Origin of the sequence: Saccharomonospora sp. NPDC046836 (assembly GCF_040645195.1) — a bacterium.
Lineage (GTDB): Bacteria > Actinomycetota > Actinomycetes > Mycobacteriales > Pseudonocardiaceae > Prauserella_A.
The window spans coordinates 14224-33832 of sequence record NZ_JBEYXW010000006.1; the positions used below are offsets into that span (position 1 = coordinate 14224).

Below are 19609 nucleotides of genomic sequence, written 5' to 3' on the forward strand. Positions count from 1 at the left end.
TTACCTCCCAGGCAGTTGCTTCTCGCGGGCGACCACGCATTCCTCCACAAAGGACAGAACTTTGAGTTGATATGCCGTGGCGGTCTCGCCGTCGACCTCGACGACGCGGGACACGGCGACCCCGTCCCGGTGCACCCGCGCCATCAGGTGTCCGTCCTGAGCAGAAGCACCCCGCTCGGCGTGAGGCCGCCACTCGTGGCGAGGGCGACCCGCGCATCCGGCACCTGGCGCGCACCGGCCTCGCCGCGGAGCTGGGCGATCGCCTCGTGGATCAGGCCCATCCCGTGCGTGCGGCCGTGGGAGAGCTGGCCGCCGTGCGTGTTGAGAGGCAGCACGCCGTCGCGGGCGATGTTCTTGCCGCCGTCGAGGAAATCCTTCGCCTCGCCGATGCCGCAGAAACCCAGTCCCTCCAGCCACGACAGGCAGTTGAACGTGAACCCGTCGTAGAGCTGCGCCACGTCGACGTCGCCTGGGCGCAGCGAGGTGCGCGACCACAGGTGGGCCGCCTGCCCCAGAACCTGCGGCTCGTGGGTCAGTGTGCTCTGGTCCCACTCGATCCGTTCGAGGATCTGGGTGCCGACGGCCTCCACCAGGATGGGCGGCTTCGGCAGGTCCTTCGCGGTGTCCTTTGCGGACACGATCACGGCGACAGCGGCGTCGCACGGCACATCGCAGTCGTAGAGGCCGAACGGGGTCGTGATGGTCCTGGCCGTGAGGTAGTCCTCCATCGTCATCGGGTCGCGGTAGATCGCGGTCGGGTTGTCGGCGGCGTTGGCGCGCTGGTTCAGCGCGATCCAGCCGAGGGTCTCCCGTGTCGTTCCGTAGCGGTGGAAGTGTCGTTGCGCGTTCTGCGCCAGCGTGTGTGCCGCCGACGTGGCCCCGAAGGGTGTCAGCCAGCTCGTCGTGCGCGCGACACCCGGCGGGCTGACCCTGCCCGCCTTCACGAGCTCGCCGAAGGTGGAGTCCCAGATGGTCCGGAAGCACAGCACGTGCCGCGCGAGGCCGCCCGCGATGGCCAGCATGGCCGCGATCAGCGAACCGCCGGGGCCGAACGTGTCCGCGCCGCCGTTGTACCAGGTGGGGCGAATGCCGAGGACGGCCTCCAGCGCGGCCACGCCGCCTTCGCCGAACCCGCTGTACATCCCCGCGCCCGGATACGTTGACAGCCCGTCGATGTCGTCGAGCGACAGGCCCGCGTCCGCGACCGCGCGCTCGCATGCCTGGACGGTCAGCGACAGTGGCGGCACCATCAGCCGGCGCCCGATCTCGGACATCCCGATTCCGGTGATCGCGACCTTGTCCTCGAACTTCTCCGGCGTGACCATCGGGCGGACAAGGCCCCCCAGCTGGTCCGGTTCGATCTCGTCCCTCGGCAACGGAGCGGGCTCGCCCTGCTCGGCCGCGGGCCGGAACAGTGGTAACCAAACGTCTTCGAGCTGTTCGAACACGACCTCCATGCGCATGCCGAGCCGGAGCTCGCCGGGGTCGCACTCGACGGCGTTGGTCGTCAGCCGGACCCGCGGGTCCTCCTCGATCGCGACCTGGGCCACGACGTAGGGCGCGGGCAGCCCCGGCAGGCTGAACCGGTGGTTCACGGTGAACCCGATGAGCGTCGCGAAACCGGAGACCTCGCGCTTCCCTAGCTGTTGTTTCCGGCAGTACCGGCAGACCGGTTGCGGCGGGTGGATCAGGGCCGCACAGGACTCACACTCCCGCAACCGCAGCCTGCCATCGGCGCCGGAGGTCCAGAAGAACTCGTTGTCCGCTGTCACCAGCGGCAGGGGACGCCCTGACGCCGCAGGCACATCGCCTCCTCACCTCGCGCTCGCGACCACCACGTCAGCGAACGATCTTCGCTTGGTCCTTTCGCCGGGTGACCGGTTCGGCGAGCCGCTGCTCGTCGCAGACCTTCTGCAGGCTCTCCAGCGTCGCGTCGAGTCCGGGGCCGAGTCGCTTGCCGGGCGTGAACGTCGCGGGCAGATTCCGCATGCCCTGGATGACGCCGATGGTGTCGTAGTGCACCGTGCCCGCGGGATCGCAGCTGTAGTCCGGCATCCGATCGAGTACCGCCAGCAGCATCCGCTTGAACACCGTGCGCGCCACGTTCGAGCCGATGCAGCGGTGGATGCCCAGCCCGAAGCTGTGGTGCCGGTTTCCCCTGCGTGCCATGTCGATCGAGTGGGGCTCGGGGAACACCGCAGGGTCACGGTTGGCCATCGCCCAGGACAGCCACACGCGTTCGCCTTCCTGGAACTGTGTTCCGGCGATTTCGCAGTCCTCGGTGAACGTGCGCGCATCGCCCGGCGCGGGGGTGTAGAACCGCAGGAACTCCTCGGTCGCGGAGTCCAGCAGGGTGTCCCGTTCCTTCGACAACCGCTCCCGCTCGGCCTTGTTCTCCCCGAGCCATTCGAGCGCGTGCGAGGTGAGTGCGGTGGTCGTGTCGAACCCGCCACCGATGATCAGGGCAAGAGTACCGAGCAGCTCGATGTCGGGCGGCGCCGCGCCGTCGATCTCGAGCCGGACGAGCGCGTCGATCAGACCGGGCCGCGGGTTCTCCCTGATCTCGTTGAAGTTCTGGGTGAGGTCGGTCAGCAGCGCCCGCTGTTGCTCCCGCACGCGCACCATCTCCGGCGTGTTCGGCCGGGTGTACACGGCGGCGTGCGTCGGCTCGTTGTAGATGGTCCAGTTCTTCAGCGGGACGCCCATCATCGCCAGCGTGAACACGGCGGGCACGATGTTGGCGAGGTCGTCGACGAAGTCGATGCGCCCACTCTCGATCTTCTCGTCGAGCGCGGCGCGCACCACCTCGTCGAGGAACGGGATCCAGCGGTTGACGGCCGCGGGGGAGAGGTAGGGGTTGAGCGCCTGCCGGTAGTACCGCTGCTCCGGCGGGTCCATCTCGAGGAAACCGCCCCGGATGGGCGGCGGGGGGTTGGCCGCAGGGATGGAGATGCCCTGGTAGCCCTTTCGCTCGTTCTTCACGTCGTGGTCGTTCGAGAGCACGTCGGCGGAGCGGGCGATGTCGAACAGCTCGCGCGCTCCCGCGGCGACCCAGTGCCCGCCGTGGGTGTCCGACCAGGCGACGGGGCACTTGGCGTGCATGTCCTTCGTGATCGACTCGAACCGTTGCCGGTACTCCGGCCTGTGCCGGTCGAAGTGGTAGCGGTTGCTCTTCCGGCCGTCGTCATCCACGACGTTGTCCTCTCTGCCGGCTCGCCGACTGGTCACGAGATCGAGATCGCCTGTTCGGGGCAGGAGCGAGCGGCTTCCCGCACCTTGTCTTCTTCCTCGGCGGGAACGTCCTCGCCGGCAACCGAGGAGTGACCGTCCACATCGTCCAGTTCGAACACCTTCGGTGCGATCATGGCGCAGAGTGTGTGGCCCTGGCAGCGTGTCCCGTCGACCCGTACCTTCACGGTGTTCCCTCCTGTGCCTTTGGTGGTGCCGGGTTCAGACGTGGTAGCCGTACCACTTGAGGTAGCCGCCTGCGTCCACGCGCAGCTGCATGCCGGTGATGTAGCGGGCCTCGTCGGAGGCGAGGAACAGCACCGCGTTGGCGATGTCCACCGGCTCGATGTACGGGATCGGCATGGCCTGCTGCCTGGCGAACACCGGTTCCGCGTCCTGGCGGGTCGGTTTCTCCAGATCCGGGCGGAAGGACCGGTACATCGGCTCGCTCTGGAGCATCGGGGTGTTGCAGTTCGTCGGGTGCACGACGTTGGCCCGGATGTTCAGTGGTGCGAGGTTCGTGGACAGCTCGTGCATGTACTCCGACAGCATCTGCTTGGCGATCATGTAGGCGGCGCCGCCGGGATCCGTGCCTGCCTGCTCCATGGGCCGGACAACCATCATGGCCGCGGTGGAGCCGGTCGCGACGATCGAGGCGCCCTCGTTCAGGTGCGGCAGCGCGGCCTGGATCGCGTTGATCACGCCGAGCAGGTTGGTGCCGATCACGTCGGACCACGCCTGGAGCTTGTGGTCCGACTTCTGCCCGATGATCCCGGCCTGCGCCACCACGATGTCCAGCCGGTCCAGTCCGCCGATGCCCCGCTCGAGTGCGGCCTTCAGTTGCGTGGGTTCCCGCACGTCCGCCTCGACGGCCACGATACGACGGCCCGTGGCTTCCACGAGCCGCACCGTCTCCTTGAGGTCCTCGGGTGTGGCCAGCGAGTACTTCAGCGAGTCGATGTTCTTGCAGATGTCAACGGCGATGATGTCGGCGCCCTCCTCGGCCAGCCGCACCGCGTGGCTACGGCCCTGGCCGCGGGCGGCGCCGGTGATGAAGGCGACTTTGCCTCGAACGCGTCCCATCGCAAGAATCTCCCTTCCGAATGTGAGAACCATACTCTCAGACGTGGCTGCCGGGAAGCCTGATTCGCTGCTAGAGTTCCCGTCAATGCGAGTACAGCATAGTGAGAATTCGGTTTCCACCTCACTGAGGAGACGGGATGCGAGCTCAGGACAAGGCCCCGGTCGCTGAGATCGCCGGGCATCGCCTGCTCATCGACGGCTGGCTGGTCGAGGCCCAGCGGACGTATGACTCCCTCAACCCGGCGACCGGCGAGGTCGTCGGCGCGGCTCCGGATGCCACGGTCGAGCAGGCCGAGTCGGCTGTCGCGGCGGCTCGCCGCGCGTTCGACACCACCAGCTGGGCCACCGACCGGGAGCTCCGCGTCCGCTGTCTCGAACAGCTCTACCAGGCACTCACCGAGCACAAGGAGGAGCTGCGCGAGCTGACCATCGCCGACGTCGGCGCACCTCGGGCGCTGACCTACGGCGCGCAGCTCGAGGAGCCCATTCAGGTCGTCAGGTACTACGCGGACCTGCTCCGTCGTCACCCGTTGACGGAGGATCTCGGCGAGCTCGAGATGCGTGGCCAGCGGCACCGGCGCTGGGTGGAGATGGAGGCCGCCGGCGTCGTGGCGGCGATCATCGCCTACAACTACCCCAACCAGCTCGCGCTGGCCAAGCTGGCGCCCGCGCTCGCGGCGGGGTGCACCGTGGTGTTGAAGGGCGCTCCGGACACGCCGCTGGTCACCCTTGCGCTCGGCGAGCTGATCGCCTCCCACACCGACATCCCATCGGGCGTGGTCAACATCATCACGTCGTCGGAGGTCGCGGTGGGGGAGTTGTTCACGACCCACCCCGGCGTGGACGTGGTCACCTTCACCGGCTCGACCGCCACCGGCCGCAAGATCATGGCCGCGGCGAGCGGCACGGTGAAACGTGTCTTCCTTGAGCTGGGCGGCAAGTCCGCGATGGTCCTGCTCGACGACGCCGACTTCGCCGCCGCCTCGATGGTCGCGTCCTTCATCGTCTGCTCGCATTCCGGGCAGGGCTGCGCGATCACCTCGCGGCTGCTCGTGCCACGTACCCAGCACGACGCGGTTGTCGAGCAGATCGCGGCACACCTGGACCGGATGGTGGTCGGCGATCCCGCCGACCCCAAGACCTATATGGGGCCGTTGATCAGTGCGCGACAGCGGGACAAAGTGGACGGTATGGTCCAGCGTGCCGTGGCGGCGGGCGCGACACTGGTGACCGGTGGCAGGAAGGTGGACCCGGGTTTCTTCTACACGCCGACGCTGCTGAGCAATGTGGATCCTGCGAGCGAGATCGCACAGGACGAGGTGTTCGGCCCGGTGCTGTCGGTCATTCCGTACGAGGACGATGACGAGGCCGTGCGCATCGCCAACAACTCCATCTACGGGCTTTCCGGTGCCGTCTACAGCGCTGACGAGGAACGGGCCATCGCTGTGGCGCGGAGAATCCGCACCGGCACCGTGAGTATCAACGGTGGCAGTTACTTCGCGCCCGACGCGCCGTTCGGCGGGTACAAGCAGTCGGGCATCGGCAGGGAGATGGGCGTGCCGGGACTCGAGGAGTTCATGGAGCGTAAGACGTTCGGGGCGGTGGTCAAATGACCGGGGTGAGCGCGCCGCTGGAGGGTATCCGGGTCCTTGAGGTCGCCATGTGGGGGTTCGTCCCCTCGGCGGGCGGAGTGCTCGCCGACTGGGGTGCGGACGTGGTCAAGGTTGAGCACGCCGTGACCGGCGACCCGCAGCGCGGGCTGCGGCAGACCGGTAGGTACCGCGTCGACGACGATCCGAACCCCAACATCGAGCACCCGAACCGGGGTAAGCGCAGCATCGGCATCGACATCGCCACGCCGGAAGGCAAGGAGGTGCTGTACGACCTGGCCCGGCGCGCGGACGTGTTCCTGACCAGTTTTCTCCCGGAGCCGCGGCGCAGGCTCGGGATCGACGTGGCCGACATCCGGCGGGCGAACCCGCGCATCATCTACGCCAGGGGGAGCGCGCTGGGGCCGCGCGGCCCGGAGTCGGAACGGGGCGGCTACGACATGACGGCGTTCTGGTGCCGCGCGGCTACCGCCGCGAGCCTCACACCGTCCAATATAGACGGCTTCGTCGCGCCGCCACCGGCCTACGGCGACACGATCTCCGGCACGAACCTCGCCGGCGGCATCGCGGCGGCGCTGCTGAAGCGCGAGCGCACGGGTGAACCGTCTGTTGTGGACGTCTCGCTGCTCGGCAGCGGACTGTGGGCGCTGGGCGCCGCGATGGCGACGTCACTGCGCCTGAACGAGCCATGGGAGGCGCCTCCGGTGGGCTCGCACAGCTCCATGCGCAACCCGCTGTCCGGTCTGTACCGCACCGCCGACGGCCGGTACCTTTCGCTGGTCATGCTGCAGCCCACCAGGTACTGGGCGGAGGTGTGCCGGCACATCGGCCGTCCCGAGCTGGCCGACGACCCGCGCTTCGCCACCGGTGAGGCGCTCACCGCCAACACCGAGCAGGCGGTCGAGATCCTGCGGGAGGCGTTCGCGGGCCGCACTCTCGCCGAGTGGACCGAGCGACTGGCAACGTTGAGCGGACCGTGGGCACCCGTGCAGGACACGCTCCAGGCCGCCACGGACCCACAGGTCAGGGCCAACGAGTACGTGCTGAGAGCCGGTGGGTCCGAAGTGGTCGCGAGCCCGGTGCAGTTCGACGTGGCCGCTCCACAGCTCGACGCGGCACCGGCCTTCGCCGCGCAGACCGAGGAGATCCTGCTCGAGCTCGGGGTGGACTGGGACCGCATCATCGCCCTCAAGGAGGCCGGTGCAGTCACCTGAGCACCGGCACCGGCCGTCGCGATCGCGACGGCCGCACCCCTATGCCGCCGCGCCCGCCCGGGGCGCGAGTGTCACCTGCTTGACGAACGCGGCCATGGCGGTGATGGCTTCGTCGCGGAAACTGTCCGTCTCCGGCCACACGTGGAGGTCGACAGCGACCCGGGAGCGCGCCGCGCGTGTGGCGAAGGCAAGCGAGTCGTCCAGCAGCGGGTCGGTGCCCGCGACAAGCAGCTGGACTGCCGGGAGCCCGTGCAGGTTGGCGTAGAGCGGACTCAGACGCGCGTCGGTGAGAGGCACGCCCCTGGCGTAGTCGGCAATGCGCCGCCGCAGGGCGGTGATGTCGAAGCGGGGGTCCGTACTCGCGTTGAACAGCAGGCTTTTCGTCTCCAGGCTCAGGTCGAGCAGTGCCGACAGCAGTACCGCGCCCCGCGGTGGGGTGGCCTCCGAATCGCGCAGCTGCATCATCATGGCGGTGGCGAGCGCGGCCCCGATGCCTTCGCCGATCACGACGACCGGACCGGCGGCCTGGCCGTGGCTGTAGCCGGAATGCGCGTCAATGAGCGCGGCCGGGAAGCCGGGCCGGTAGCGGGGGCAGACCGTGGTGGCCCCCGTCAACACGGTGAGGCGTTCGGCGGTGCCGAGTGCCTGTTGTGGATTGCCGGCTTCGTCATGCAGGTAAAGGATGACCATGCCGCTGTCGTCCGCGGGGCGGACCACTGGGCCGACGTGGCTCTCTTCGACGCTGATCTCGCCTGCCACCGTTGATCACCCTTTCGGCCGGAAGGTGTTCGCTGCCTTGAGATATTGGCATTCTCAAGTTCGGAGAATAACATATCCGACGCTGGTTGCCGCGCGGTATTGGAGCCCCCACATGCGAAAAGTTCCCGCCGAGCTGGTCACGCGTTACGAGGCCGAGGGCTGGTGGACCCAGGACACGCTGGGCGACCTCCTGGCTCGTGGTCTCGTGCAGGCGCCCGACACGCAGTTCCGGATCCACTCGGCCATGCGGCCGTGGTCCGGCACCTTCCGCAATGTCGAACACGTCGCGCGCCGGCTCGCCGCGGGGCTGCGGGCGCGGGGTGTCGGTCCCGGCGATGTGGTCGCGTTCCAGCTGCCCAACTGGACCGAGGCGGCCGTCGTCTTCTGGGCGTCGTCCTTCCTCGGCGCGACCGTGGTGCCCATAGTCCACTTCTACGGCCGCAGGGAGGTCGCCTACATCCTCGGCGTCACCCAGCCGCGCGTCTTCGTCACCGCAGAGCGGTTCGGGCGGCTGGAATATCAGCCCGAGCTGTGCGCGGACGTGCCGATCGTCGGCGTGGTCGGGTGCGACTTCGATGACCTGCTGGGCGCGGACCCCATGCCCGGGGTCGTTCCGGCCGACCCAGCGAGCCCGGCGCTGATCGCGTTCACCTCCGGCACGACGCGCGACCCCAAGGGTGTCATCCACAGTCACCAGACGCTCGGCTTCGAGACACGCCAGCTCTCCTCGCGCTACCCGCCCGACCGGGGCCTGCAGCTCACCTCGGCTCCGGTGGGTCACTTCATCGGGATGCTGAACGCGTTCCTCATCCCCGTGCTCGACGGCTCGCCGGTCAATCTGGCCGATGTATGGGATCCGGTCATGGTGCTGGAGCTGATCGACGGCGAGGGGCTCAGCGTGGGTGGTGGCGTGCCCTACTACCTCACGAGCCTGCTCGACCACCCCGGCTTCCGGCCGGAGCGGCATCTGCGGGGCATGAGGTACGCAGGCCTCGGTGGCTCGGCCGTCCCCGCTGCCGTCACCACCCGCCTGGCCGGCCTCGGCATCACCGCGTACCGCTCGTACGGCAGCACGGAACACCCGTCGATCACGGCGTCGGAGCACAACGCGCCCGAGGGAAAGCGCCTCTACACCGACGGCATCGCCTGCCCCGGTGTGGAGGTCCGGCTCTCCGAGGACGGCGAGATCCTGTCCCGCGGTCCCGACCTGTGCCTCGGCTACACCGATGAGGAGCTGACCAAACGGGCTTTCGACGATGAGGGCTGGTACCACACCGGCGACGTCGGTGTGCTCGACGGTGACGGCTATCTGACGATCACCGACCGCAAGGCCGACTTCATCATCCGCGGCGGCGAGAACATCGGCGCACTCGAGGTCGAGGAGGTGCTGCTGGGGATGTCCGCCATCGCGGAGGTGGCGGTGGTCGCCGCGCCCGACGCGCGCCTCGGCGAGCACGCGGCGGCCGTCATCCGGGTGAAGCCGGGGCACGCGATGCCGACGCTCGACCAGCTGCGTGAGCACCTGGACGGGGTGGGTCTCGCGAAGCAGAAGTGGCCCGAGGAACTGCACGAGGTCGAGGACTTCCCGCGCACGCCGAGCGGCAAGGTTCAGAAGTTCCGCCTGCGTCAGGACATTGCGGCGGGCAGTTCGAGAGAATAAGATTCTCCCAAATTGACAAGGAGGATCTCTTATGTCGTCGAGCGTGCTGCCCTATCCGCTGTTCGACGCGGACAACCACCTGTACGAGACGGAGGACTCGCTCACCAGCTACCTGCCGAAGGAGTACGCGGGCGCGGTCCAGTACGTCCAGGTGAACGGCCGGACGAAGATCGCGATCCGGGGCAACATCAGCGAGTACATCCCCAACCCCACCTTCGAGGTGGTCGCCCGTCCCGGCGCGATGGAGGAGTACTTCAAGGTCGGCAACCCCGACGGCAAGAGCCGCCGCGAGATCTTCGGCGACCCGATGCGATCCGTGCCCGCCTTCCGTGAACCCGGGCCGCGTCTCGAGCTGCTCGACGAGCTGGGCGTCGACAGGACACTGATGTTCCCCACGCTGGCGAGCCTCGTCGAGGAACGGATGCGTGACGATCCCGAGCTGATCCACGTGGTCGTCCACTCGCTCAACCGGTGGCTGGACGAGGTCTGGTCGTTCAACTACAAGAACCGCATCTTCACGACGCCGGTGATCAGTCTGCCCATTGTGGACAAGGCGATCGAGGAGCTCGAATGGTGTCTCGAGCGTGGCGCGCGGGCGATCCTGGTCCGGCCCGCGCCGGTGCCCGGCTTCCGTGGCCCCCGTTCGTTCGCGCTGCCCGAGTTCGACCCGTTCTGGAAGATCGTCGAGGAGAACGGCGTCCTGGTGGCGATGCACTCGTCCGACAGCGGCTACGCCCGCTACACCAGCGAGTGGGAGGGCGGGCAGAACGAGATGCTGCCGTTCAAGCCGAACGCCTTCCGCACGGTCGGTGAGTGGCGGCCCGTCCAGGACGCCGTGGCCTCCTGGGTCTGCCACGGCGCGCTGTTCCGCTTCCCCCAGCTGAAGGTCGCGGTCATCGAGAACGGTTCCTCCTGGATGGCGCCGCTGCTCGACCAGCTCACCGACGTCTACAAGAAAATGCCGCAGGAGTTCCCCGGCGACCCGGTCGAGGAGATCAGGAACCGCATCCACGTCAGCCCGTTCTACGAGGAGGGCGTGAGCGGGCTGATCGACCTGATCGGCGTGGACCGGGTGCTCTTCGGCTCGGACTACCCCCACCCGGAGGGCCTGGCACAGCCCACCACGTTCGCCGCCATGCTGGGGAGCCTGCCGGAGGTGGACCAGGCCAAGATCATGGGTGGCAACCTCGCCAGGTTGATGGCGGTATGAGGTGGGAGACCATCCCCGAGATGGTCCTGAGCGCCGGGGACCGTTTCGGCGATGCCGAAGCGATCGTCGACGGCCCCCTGCGGATCACCTTCGCCCAGCTCGCCGAGCGGGTCCGGGTCGCGGCGGGTGCCTTCGCCGTCGCGGGGATCGAGCAGGGTGACCGCGCCGCGATCTGGGCGCCGAACTCCGCGGAATGGATCATCGCGGCGTTCGGCCTGGTGACGGCGGGTGGCGTGCTGGTTCCGGTCAACACGCGGTTCAAGGCCGAGGAGGCCGGTGACATCATCCGCCGCAGCGGGGCGAAGGCAGTCCTTGTGGAGAAAGGCTTCCTCGGCATGGACTTCGCGGCCCCGCCCGGAGTGCCAGTGATCGACCTCAGGTCGGACTTCCTGGCCAGCGGCTCGCCGTTCGAGCGCACGGTCAGCGGCCAGGACATCGCGGACATCGTGTTCACCTCGGGCACGACCGGCCGGCCCAAGGGCGTGATGATGAATCACCTGCAGACGCTCCGGCTGTACGCGGAGTGGTGCGACCTGGCCGACCTGCGGGAAGGTGACCGGTACCTGGCCGTCAACCCGTTCTTCCACACCTTCGGCTACAAGGCGGGCTGCATCGCGTCCATGATCCGCGGCGCGACGATCCTGCCGGTCCCCGTCTTCGACGTCGACCGCGTGCTCGAGGTCATCGAGCGCGAGAAGGTGACGATGCTTCCCGGTCCGCCCACGCTCTACCACTCGTTGCTGGAGGCGGGTGGCGAGCGGGATCTGGCCTCGCTGCGGGCGGCTGTCACCGGCGCCGCGGACATCCCGGTCGAGCTGATCCACCGGGTCCGCAGCGAGCTGCCGTTCCAGTCGATCATGACGGGATACGGGCTGACCGAGGCCGGGACCGCGACCGCCTCCCGGCCGGGCGACTCGTTCTCCGACATCGCGACGACGGTGGGGACGCCGTGCGAGGGGATCGAGGTGCGCATCGCCGACGACGGCGAGGTCCTCGTCCGCGGGTACAGCGTCATGCAGGGATACCTGGACGACCCGGTCGCGACCGCCGAGGCGATCGACCCCGACGGCTGGTTGCACACCGGGGACCTCGGGACCCTTGACGACCGCGGGCGCCTGCGGATCGTCGGGCGCAAGAAGGACATGTTCATCGTGGGCGGGTTCAACGCCTATCCGGCGGAGATCGAGGGTTTCCTGCTGGAGCACCCCGCCGTCGCGCAGGTCGCTGTGATCGGGGTGCCGGACGAGCGGCTCGGCCAGGTGGGGAAGGCGTTCGTCGTGGCGCGTGGCGCCGTGGCGGCGGACGAGCTGATCGCGTGGAGCCGGGACCGGATGGCCGGGTTCAAGGTGCCGAGGAAGGTGGAGTTCCTGGCCGAGCTGCCGCTCAATGCCACCGGCAAGGTGATGAAGGACCAGCTGCGATGAGAGTCGCTGTGGCTACGCTGAGATGGTGGCGAGCCGGACGGGCTTTGCTGTGTTCGAGGAAGGTTGGTAGTGCTTCGGTTCGGTGACCGTCGGATGGGGCAGGATCGCGCGTTGATCATGGCGATCGTCAATCGGACGCCCGACTCGTTCTACGACCGCGGCGCCACCTACGCCGCCGGTGAGGCCCTTGCGGCGGTGGAGCGAGCGGTGGCGGAGGGTGCGGACATTGTGGACATTGGAGGTGTCAAGGCGGGGCCCGGCTCCGTGGTCGATGTCGAGGAGGAGATCCGCAGGGTCGTGCCGTTCGTCGCCGAGGTGCGGGCGCGGTTTCCGGACCTGGTGATCAGTGTGGACACCTGGCGGCATCAGGTAGGTCGGCGGGTCTGCGAGGAAGGGGCCGACCTGCTCAACGACACCTGGGCCGGTGCCGATCCGCTGCTGGCCGAGGTGGCGGCCGAGTTCGGGGTGGGGTACGTCTGCTCGCACACCGGTGGGGTGCCCCCGCGGACACGACCGTTCCGCGTGAGCTACCCCGATCTCGTCGAGGACGTCGTCGCCGAGGTGTCGCACCGCGCTGAGGAACTGGTGCGTCTCGGTGTGCCACGCGAGGGCATCCTGATCGACCCGACCCACGACTTCGGCAAGAACACGTGGCATTCCCTCAGTCTGACGAGGAACATCGGGCGCCTCGTCGACACGGGGTGGCCGGTGCTGGCCGCACTGTCCAACAAGGACTTCGTGGGGGAGTCGCTTGGCGCACAGGTGCAGGACCGCTTGTACGGGACGTTGGCCGCGACGGCGGTGTGTGCCTGGCAGGGCGTGGCGGTGTTCCGCGCGCACAATGTGGCCGAGACCCGGCAGACGCTGGAGATGGTCTCGGTGATCAAGGGAACCAAGCAGCCGGCCAGGGTCGTCCGGGGACTGACCTAGTGTCCCGAGGCCCGCTGGACCGGTTACGCGTCGCCGTTTCCGGCGGCGGCCCGGCTGTGCGGCACGCGGCGAGGATGCTGTCATCGCTCGGCGCCACGGTCCTGCGCGGGGACGCACCGATGGTGGACCTCGACGGCGTCATCGACGGTGATGGAACGCTGATGGTGCCCGGCATTCCTGCCGTGCAGGCGACCGATGCGAGTGCCGAGGCGGACTGGGCCGCGTCGGGCGCGATGGCGTTGACCGGTCGCGCGGACGGGCCGCCACTGCCGGCGCCCGGGTTCCCCGCCAGCGCCGCACGCGGTGCCCTGCTGGCGACGGAGTTGCTCGCCCGGATCGCCGGGCGGACGGTGTCACTGCCTGGTGCGCAGGTGCTGGCGGCGCGGGCCGTGCTGGCGGGCCTGCGCCGCGGTGCCCCCTGGTCGGCGGGCCGCGCATTCGGTGTCCTGCGAGCCGCCGACGGGTGGCTGGGGGTGAACCTGGCCAGGGCCTCCGATGTGGAGCTGCTTCCCGCCTGGCTGGAAACAGACACGGTGCCGGGCGAGCCGTGGTCGGTGCTGGCCGAGCGGGTCGCCTGCCGCGCCGCGGGCCCGCTCGCTGAGCGAGCGCGGTTGCTCGGGCTACCCGCGACGCAGTACCCGGACGGTTCGGACGAGCAGCTGTCGGCTCGGGGGCAGACGGGAGACGTCTGGCCGTTCGTCCTCAATGGACGGGTGCACCGCGCGGCCGGTCCCGGCCGGGCTCGCCCGGTGTTGCCGCGGCGCCGCTGGGAGCTGCCGCCGACGCTCGTGGTCGACCTGTCGTCACTGTGGGCAGGCCCGTTGTGCGGCCACCTGCTGACGATGCTCGGGGCGCGTGTGGTGAAGGTTGAGAGCGTGCACCGGCCGGACGGGGCCCGTTTCGGTTCTGCGGCGTTCTACGACCTGCTGCACAGCGGTCAGGAGTCGGTCGCCCTGGACTTCCGCACAGCCGAGGGCAGAGCCGCGCTCGCCGGGTTGGTTGCCGCGGCGGACGTGGTGATCGAGAGCTCCCGGCCGCGGGCGTTGCGACAGCTCGGTGTCGTCGCTGACGACGTGCTGTCGGCGACGCGGGCCAAGTGCTGGGTGAGCATCACCGCCTATGGCCGAACCGGGCCCTGGTCGAACGCCGTGGGGTTCGGCGACGATACCGCGGTCGCGGGCGGGCTCCTCGCGTTCGATCCGGCAACCGGCGTGCCGGCGCCGTGCGGCGATGCCATCGCCGACCCGCTGACCGGAGTGCATGCCGCGCTCGTCGCGCTGGCGTGCCGGCTCGGCGGCGGGACCTGGCTGGCCGACCTCGCGCTCCGTGAACACGTCGCGGCGACGGTCCACACTGGACTTGCCGAGCTGGGCGAGCGGGATGAGCGGGTGGTGGCGGTGCCGGCCGCACCGCGGTCACCGGAGCGCCCCGCCGCGGCTCTCGGCGCGGACACCGCACGTGTACTTGCGGAGCTGGGGCTACCGTGACCGCGCTACTGGTCCGGGGCGGTGAGCTGGTACCCGGCCGGATAGCGGACGTCCGGTGCGGTGGCGACCGGATTGTCGAGATCGCACCGGGACTGCGGCCTCGACCCGGTGAGACGGTGGTCGACGCCGACGGCGGCGCCGTGCTCCCCGGACTGCACGATCACCACCTGCACCTGTTGTCGTTGGCGGCGGCCGTCACCTCGATGCGCTGCGGCCCCCCGGAAGTAATCGACCACAGTGGACTGTCGCAAACGCTGCGCGCCGCGCCGCCGGGATGGGTGCGCGGGATTGGGTATCACGAGAGCGTCGCCGGGTCGCTCGACCGGTTCGCGCTGGACCGCATGGTCGCCGACCGGCCGGTCCGCGTCCAGCACCGCAGTGGTGCATTGTGGATGCTCAACTCGCGGGCGGTGGCCGAACTGTGGCTCGGGAACGAGCCCGGGGTCGAGCGTGATGACGAGGGCAGGCCCACCGGCCGCATGTGGCGTGCGGACGCGTTACTGCGCGAGCGTCTCGGCACGCCGCACCCGCCGGACCTGTCCGCGGTGGGGCACAGGTTGTCAGCACTCGGGATCACCGGCGTAACCGATGCGACCCCCGATCTCGACGGGGACACAGTGGGACTGCTCGCGAGCGCCGCGGCCGGCGGGGAACTGCCGCAACGCCTGCAGCTTCTCGGTGCCCCGACCGGGGCGCCGCTGCCACCCCGGGTCACGGTGGGGCCGAGCAAGATCCTCCCGCCCGATCACGAGCCGCCGGACTGGGCGGCGCTGCGTGCCAAGGTCCTGGCCGCGCACGCTCAGGACAGGCCGGTGGCGATCCACGCCGTGACCCGCGAGTCGCTTGTGGTCGCGCTGGCGGTGCTGCGTGAGGTCGGCACGTTGCCGGAGGATCGCATCGAGCACGCCGCCGTGGTGGGGCAGGACCTGCTCCCGCTGCTCGCCGAGATCGGCCCCGTCGTGGTCACCCAGCCGGGATTCATCGCCGAGCGAGGCGACCAGTACCGGCGTGACCTCCCGGCCGCCATCGCTGACCTCTACCGTTACGCGAGCCTGTTGGGCGCGGGCCTTCGCGTCGCGCCCAGCAGCGACGCACCGTTCGCGAGCGAGGACCCGTGGCGCACGATGGCGGCCGCATTGCAGCGCCGTACCACGGAAGGGGTCGTATTCGGTGCCGCGGAGCGGGTAGCCGCCGGGCAGGTACTCGACGGGTTGCTCGCCCCGCTCGAAAGGCCCGGCGGAGGGCGCAGGCGCATCGAGATCGGAGCGCCTGCGGACCTCTGCGTGCTCCGCGTGCCGCTCGACGAGGCACTGCGCGACCCCGATGCCCGGCTCGTCGGCGCGACCGTGTGCGCCGGCCGGGTGGCCTATCACGCCGAATCCGGCCAGGTGAGCTGAGATGGCCGCCTGTGTCTCGGTCGCCGAACTCGCGGAGGGAGCCGCGCACGAACCGCTCCTCGACGCCGAAGGGCGAGTGCGCCACCCGCTGCTGGTCGTCGACCTTGACACGCCGTTGCCGTCGCACGTCCTCGCACGGGCCGCGCTGGCCGCACAGTCGTGCGACCGGGTCCTGGTCGGCCTCGCCGCAGAACGCGTTCCCGGGCAGTCGCGCGCGCTGACCGAGGCGCTCGACCTGTCGCTGGTCCCCGCGGCCGCCGACACCCGGCGCGAGCTCGTCGCCAGCAGCCACCCCGCCGATGACGCCAACACGTTGCAGGCCGCCGCCACCGCGAATCCGCAGGCCACCCTGGTGCTCGCGCACATTCTGCGAGCCACGGGGCAACTCGACGTGCCCGCCGCGCTCGATGCCGAGTCCTTCGCCTACTCGACTTTGCTGGGCGGAGCAGAGTTCGCCACCTGGCTCGCCCGCAGGAGGGCACGCCCGCTGCCGCCGCAGGTGCACGATCCGGTGCTCCTCTCGCGGGATGGTGCGTTGCTGCGCATCACTCTGAACCGACCGCAACGGCGCAACGCCTACGGACGCGAACTGCGCGACGCGCTCGTCGCCGCGCTGCAGCTCGCGGAGCTGGACAGCACCATCGACAAGGTCGTCCTCGACGGTATGGGGCCCTCGTTCTGCTCGGGCGGCGACCTCGACGAGTTCGGCACAACGCCCGACCTGGCGACGGCCCACCTCGTCCGCACGCGAGCTGGGGCCGCCCTGCCGATGCACCGGCTTGCGGACCGGCTGGAGGTCCACGTTCACGGCAGCTGTGTCGGAGCGGGGATCGAGCTGCCCGCGTTCGCCGGGCGTGTGGTCGCACATCCGGACACCACGTTCCGGCTGCCCGAGGTGTCGATGGGCCTGATTCCCGGCGCCGGGGGCACGGTCAGCCTCCCCCGGCGAATCGGACGTTGGCGCACGCTCCACATGGCACTGTCGGGTCGGCCGCTCGACGCGGTCACCGCACGGTCGTGGGGACTCATAGACGCGGTCGAGAGCTAGCACCGACAGCAAGGTCGGGGCCAGGCTGATCGACCAGAGTTCTATGCGGTGTTGGCCGGCGACTTCAGATGGTGCGAACGCAGGCGCACTGGCCTGCCGCGAGTGTGCTCTGCGCAGCCTCTGCGGCTTCCCGGGTTGCGACTGCGGTCCTGGCGGAAGCGACCGCCACCGTGGCGCGGCCTCCGGCCTCGGCCTTTTTGATGGGTGTCTGGACCTTCGCTGCCGTACGCCCTCCGACCGCGACCTTCTCGTCGCGCGGCCAGACCGCCAGTGCCGTGACGGCTCCGATTGCCGCTAGGCTCGCCAGCACGGTCCAGGTGGTCGTGAAGCCCGCGTGCGTCGCGACCCATCCGGCGATGGGATAGGTGATCAGCCAGGCCAGGTGGGACAGCGAGAACTGGGCAGCGAAGACTTCGGGAATTCCGGTGGGATCGACCGCCCGGCGAAGCACCCGCCCGGTCGGCGTGATGATCAGCGCCATCCCGCCACCGATCGCCACCCAGATCACCCCGGCCAGCGGTATTGCGGCGACGCTCGCCGCGGACATCGTGACCGTCGCGCCGACCGCGAGCACCAGCACCGCGGCACCGATCAGCATCACGAACCGGTCCGTCACCCGGTCCAGGACACGCGGGAGGACGAGGGCAACCAACAGCGTCCCCGTGCCGGACGCGGCGAGCATCCAGGCCACATCGGATTGGGTTCCGCCGAGAACGTCGCGGACGTAGTTCACGGTGTTGACGACCACGATGGAGCCGACGGCGGCGACCACCAGGTTCAGCGCCATGACGCCGCGCAGACTCGGGGTCGACGCGAAAGTGCGGATCCCCGCCACGGCCCGGTCCCAGGCGTTCGTGCGCGCGCTGGGGCGTGCGTTGGGGATGCGCGTGGACAGAACCAGCAGCGCGGACACGGCGAACCCGAGGGAGGTGCCGAGGAACAGCAGGTTGAACGACATGAAGGTGAGCGCCGCAGCCGCGAGCACGGGGCTCAACAGGCTCTCCATGGTGGAGGCCACCTGCGATGCGGACAGGGCGCGGGTGTAGTCGGCCTCCTTGGTCACGATGTCGGGGATGACCGCCTGAAACGTCGGGGTGAATGCCGCTGACGCGGTCTGGAGAACCCCGATCAGGACGTAGATGTGCCACACCTCGGTGACGAACGGCAGCGCGATCACCACCAGAGCCCGCACCACGTCGAGGATCGTGAGGAACCAACGTCTGGGCAGCCGATCGACGTACCCGGCCGCGAGCGGTGCAATGACCACATACGCGACCATCTTGATCGTCAGCGCGGTGGCGAGAACCGCACCGGCACGCGGACCCGCGAGCTCGTACGCGAGCAACCCCAGCGCGACGGTAGCCAAACCGGTACCGAACAACGCGATGACTTGAGCGCTGAACAGCCGCCGGTAGTCGCGAATCGCGAACAAGCCCATGTCCGTCTCCTCCCGGGCAACCGACGTCACCGCAGAACACCGCCTTATACCCGCGAGGGGTATCTACGCCCGAGTGTTTATATACCAGTGGAGGGTATGTGTCAACGCTGATCGTCGCCGGCCCTGCGCGGCATCAGACTGGACGTTTCCGCTGGTCACAAGGTCGAAGTCGGTATGACCAATGAATGACCTGCGGATGCGCATATACCTCTGCAGGGTAACGAGTGCTGGATCACATTGATCTTCGGCTGCATTGCTGGCAACGTCCCTGACGTCAGCACGATACCCCATGGGGGTATATGGAAGGGGATTGTGATGAACATGGGAACGCACGCCGCTCACCCCGCCCACCAAGCGCACGGGCACCACGGCCACGGCGGCGTGGGCGTCGCTGCGGAGGGGCTTCAGATCGCCAAGGACGGCCACGTCCTCGCTCCGGAGACGCTGCGGCTGCGGGCGGGGGAGACGGTCGATTACCGGTTCCGGATCCTCGGGAAGGACGGCGCTCCGCTGACCGCCTTCGCCGCTACCCACGAGAAGAAGATCCACCTGATCGTCGCCCGTCGGGACCTCACCGGGTTCTGGCACCTGCACCCGGTCGAACTGGGTGACGGTGTCTGGACGGTCCGGCTGACCCTGCCGGAAGCAGGTGAGTACCGGGTGCTCGCGGACTTCTGGCCGGAGGGCGCGGAGAAGGGGCTCACGCTCGGGGCGGACCTGGCCGTGGCGGGTGCCTACGAGCCGCGCCCAGTACCGGAGCCGACCGCCGCGTTCGAGGTCGATGGCTACAACGTCGGCATCAAAGGCGAGTTGCGGCCCGAGGAGGCCAACCAACTGGTGCTTACGGTGCACCACAACGGTGAACCGGTCACGGACCTGCAGCCCTACCTCGGCGCCTACGGGCACCTTGTCGCTCTGCGACTGGGAGACCTTGCCTACGTCCACGTCCACCCGGACGGCGCCCCCGGCGACGGCGTGACACAACCGGGCCCGGAGATCGCCTTCCAGGCCCACGTTCCCGGCCCCGGCACCTACCGGCTGTTCCTGGACTTCAAGCACGAGGACATGGTCCGCACCGCCCACTTCACCGTCGTCGCCGAGTAACCCACGGAAAAGGCACT

The 19609-nt window shown here is 69.2% G+C and carries 17 protein-coding genes; 10 read left to right on the forward strand and 7 right to left on the reverse strand.

Translation table 11 applies throughout. The features are described 5' to 3' along the window. From ABZ863_RS09895 to ABZ863_RS09915, 5 genes are all read right to left on the reverse strand, one after another. The gene (locus ABZ863_RS09895) at nt 1–144 is read right to left on the reverse strand and encodes a hypothetical protein (protein ID WP_358533243.1); all 144 of its coding nucleotides are present in this window, start codon (nt 142–144) and stop codon (nt 1–3) included. Continuing rightward, complete coding sequence (locus ABZ863_RS09900) at nt 144–1772, reverse strand: OB-fold domain-containing protein (protein WP_358533246.1); 1629 nt, start codon at nt 1770–1772, stop codon at nt 144–146. Before ABZ863_RS09900 ends, ABZ863_RS09895 begins: the two co-directional genes overlap by 1 nt. A gap of 67 nt (nt 1773–1839) precedes the next feature. Further along, the gene (locus ABZ863_RS09905) at nt 1840–3192 is read right to left on the reverse strand and encodes a cytochrome P450 (protein ID WP_358533248.1); all 1353 of its coding nucleotides are present in this window, start codon (nt 3190–3192) and stop codon (nt 1840–1842) included. 32 nt (nt 3193–3224) lie between these two features. Next, nucleotides 3225–3416, reverse strand: coding sequence for a ferredoxin (locus tag ABZ863_RS09910; RefSeq protein ID WP_358533251.1), 192 nt, complete (start codon nt 3414–3416; stop codon nt 3225–3227). Nucleotides 3417–3450: 34 nt separating this feature from the next. Further along, nucleotides 3451–4311, reverse strand: a complete 861-nt coding sequence (locus ABZ863_RS09915; protein ID WP_358533254.1) for a mycofactocin-coupled SDR family oxidoreductase — start codon at nt 4309–4311, stop codon at nt 3451–3453. A 137-nt stretch (nt 4312–4448) separates the two neighbouring features. On the opposite strand from ABZ863_RS09915, the gene ABZ863_RS09920 reads away from it, so the two are divergent. Beyond that, nucleotides 4449–5924, forward strand: a complete 1476-nt coding sequence (locus ABZ863_RS09920; RefSeq protein WP_358533257.1) for an aldehyde dehydrogenase family protein — start codon at nt 4449–4451, stop codon at nt 5922–5924. Then, on the forward strand, nt 5921–7135 hold the full coding sequence (locus ABZ863_RS09925; RefSeq protein WP_358533260.1) for a CoA transferase: 1215 nt from the start codon (nt 5921–5923) through the stop codon (nt 7133–7135). Before ABZ863_RS09920 ends, ABZ863_RS09925 begins: the two co-directional genes overlap by 4 nt. Nucleotides 7136–7174: 39 nt before the next feature. Here the strand turns inward: ABZ863_RS09925 and ABZ863_RS09930 are convergent, their stop codons facing one another. Then, entirely contained in the window at nt 7175–7894 is a 720-nt protein-coding gene (locus tag ABZ863_RS09930) for an alpha/beta hydrolase (protein WP_358533263.1), read from the reverse strand. A gap of 112 nt (nt 7895–8006) precedes the next feature. Between ABZ863_RS09930 and ABZ863_RS09935 the strand changes: the two genes are divergently transcribed. From ABZ863_RS09935 to ABZ863_RS09965, 7 genes are all read left to right on the forward strand, one after another. Continuing rightward, nucleotides 8007–9554: an AMP-binding protein gene (locus tag ABZ863_RS09935; RefSeq protein ID WP_358533267.1), complete on the forward strand. Its 1548-nt coding sequence runs from the start codon at nt 8007–8009 to the stop codon at nt 9552–9554. Nucleotides 9555–9585: 31 nt separating this feature from the next. Next, on the forward strand, nt 9586–10764 hold the full coding sequence (locus ABZ863_RS09940) for an amidohydrolase family protein (protein WP_358533270.1): 1179 nt from the start codon (nt 9586–9588) through the stop codon (nt 10762–10764). Beyond that, complete coding sequence (locus tag ABZ863_RS09945; RefSeq protein WP_358533273.1) at nt 10761–12188, forward strand: FadD3 family acyl-CoA ligase; 1428 nt, start codon at nt 10761–10763, stop codon at nt 12186–12188. The genes ABZ863_RS09940 and ABZ863_RS09945 overlap by 4 nt, the downstream gene beginning before the upstream one ends. Nucleotides 12189–12281: 93 nt before the next feature. Next, a complete protein-coding gene (gene folP, locus ABZ863_RS09950; protein ID WP_358533276.1) occupies nt 12282–13118 on the forward strand; it encodes a dihydropteroate synthase in 837 nt (278 codons plus the stop codon). Beyond that, the gene (locus ABZ863_RS09955) at nt 13118–14605 is read left to right on the forward strand and encodes a CoA transferase (protein ID WP_358533279.1); all 1488 of its coding nucleotides are present in this window, start codon (nt 13118–13120) and stop codon (nt 14603–14605) included. The genes folP and ABZ863_RS09955 overlap by 1 nt, the downstream gene beginning before the upstream one ends. Then, nucleotides 14602–16002, forward strand: coding sequence for an amidohydrolase family protein (locus ABZ863_RS09960; RefSeq protein ID WP_358533282.1), 1401 nt, complete (start codon nt 14602–14604; stop codon nt 16000–16002). Before ABZ863_RS09955 ends, ABZ863_RS09960 begins: the two co-directional genes overlap by 4 nt. Before the next feature lies 1 nt (nt 16003). Further along, nucleotides 16004–17050: an enoyl-CoA hydratase/isomerase family protein gene (locus ABZ863_RS09965; protein ID WP_358533285.1), complete on the forward strand. Its 1047-nt coding sequence runs from the start codon at nt 16004–16006 to the stop codon at nt 17048–17050. Nucleotides 17051–17114: 64 nt separating this feature from the next. On the opposite strand, the gene ABZ863_RS09970 is transcribed toward ABZ863_RS09965, so the two are convergent. Then, nucleotides 17115–18488: an MFS transporter gene (locus ABZ863_RS09970; RefSeq protein WP_358533287.1), complete on the reverse strand. Its 1374-nt coding sequence runs from the start codon at nt 18486–18488 to the stop codon at nt 17115–17117. A gap of 315 nt (nt 18489–18803) precedes the next feature. Here ABZ863_RS09970 and ABZ863_RS09975 point away from each other — a divergent pair, with 315 nt between their 5' ends. After that, nucleotides 18804–19592, forward strand: coding sequence for a hypothetical protein (locus ABZ863_RS09975; protein WP_358533290.1), 789 nt, complete (start codon nt 18804–18806; stop codon nt 19590–19592). The last annotated feature ends 17 nt before the right edge of the window (nt 19593–19609 follow it).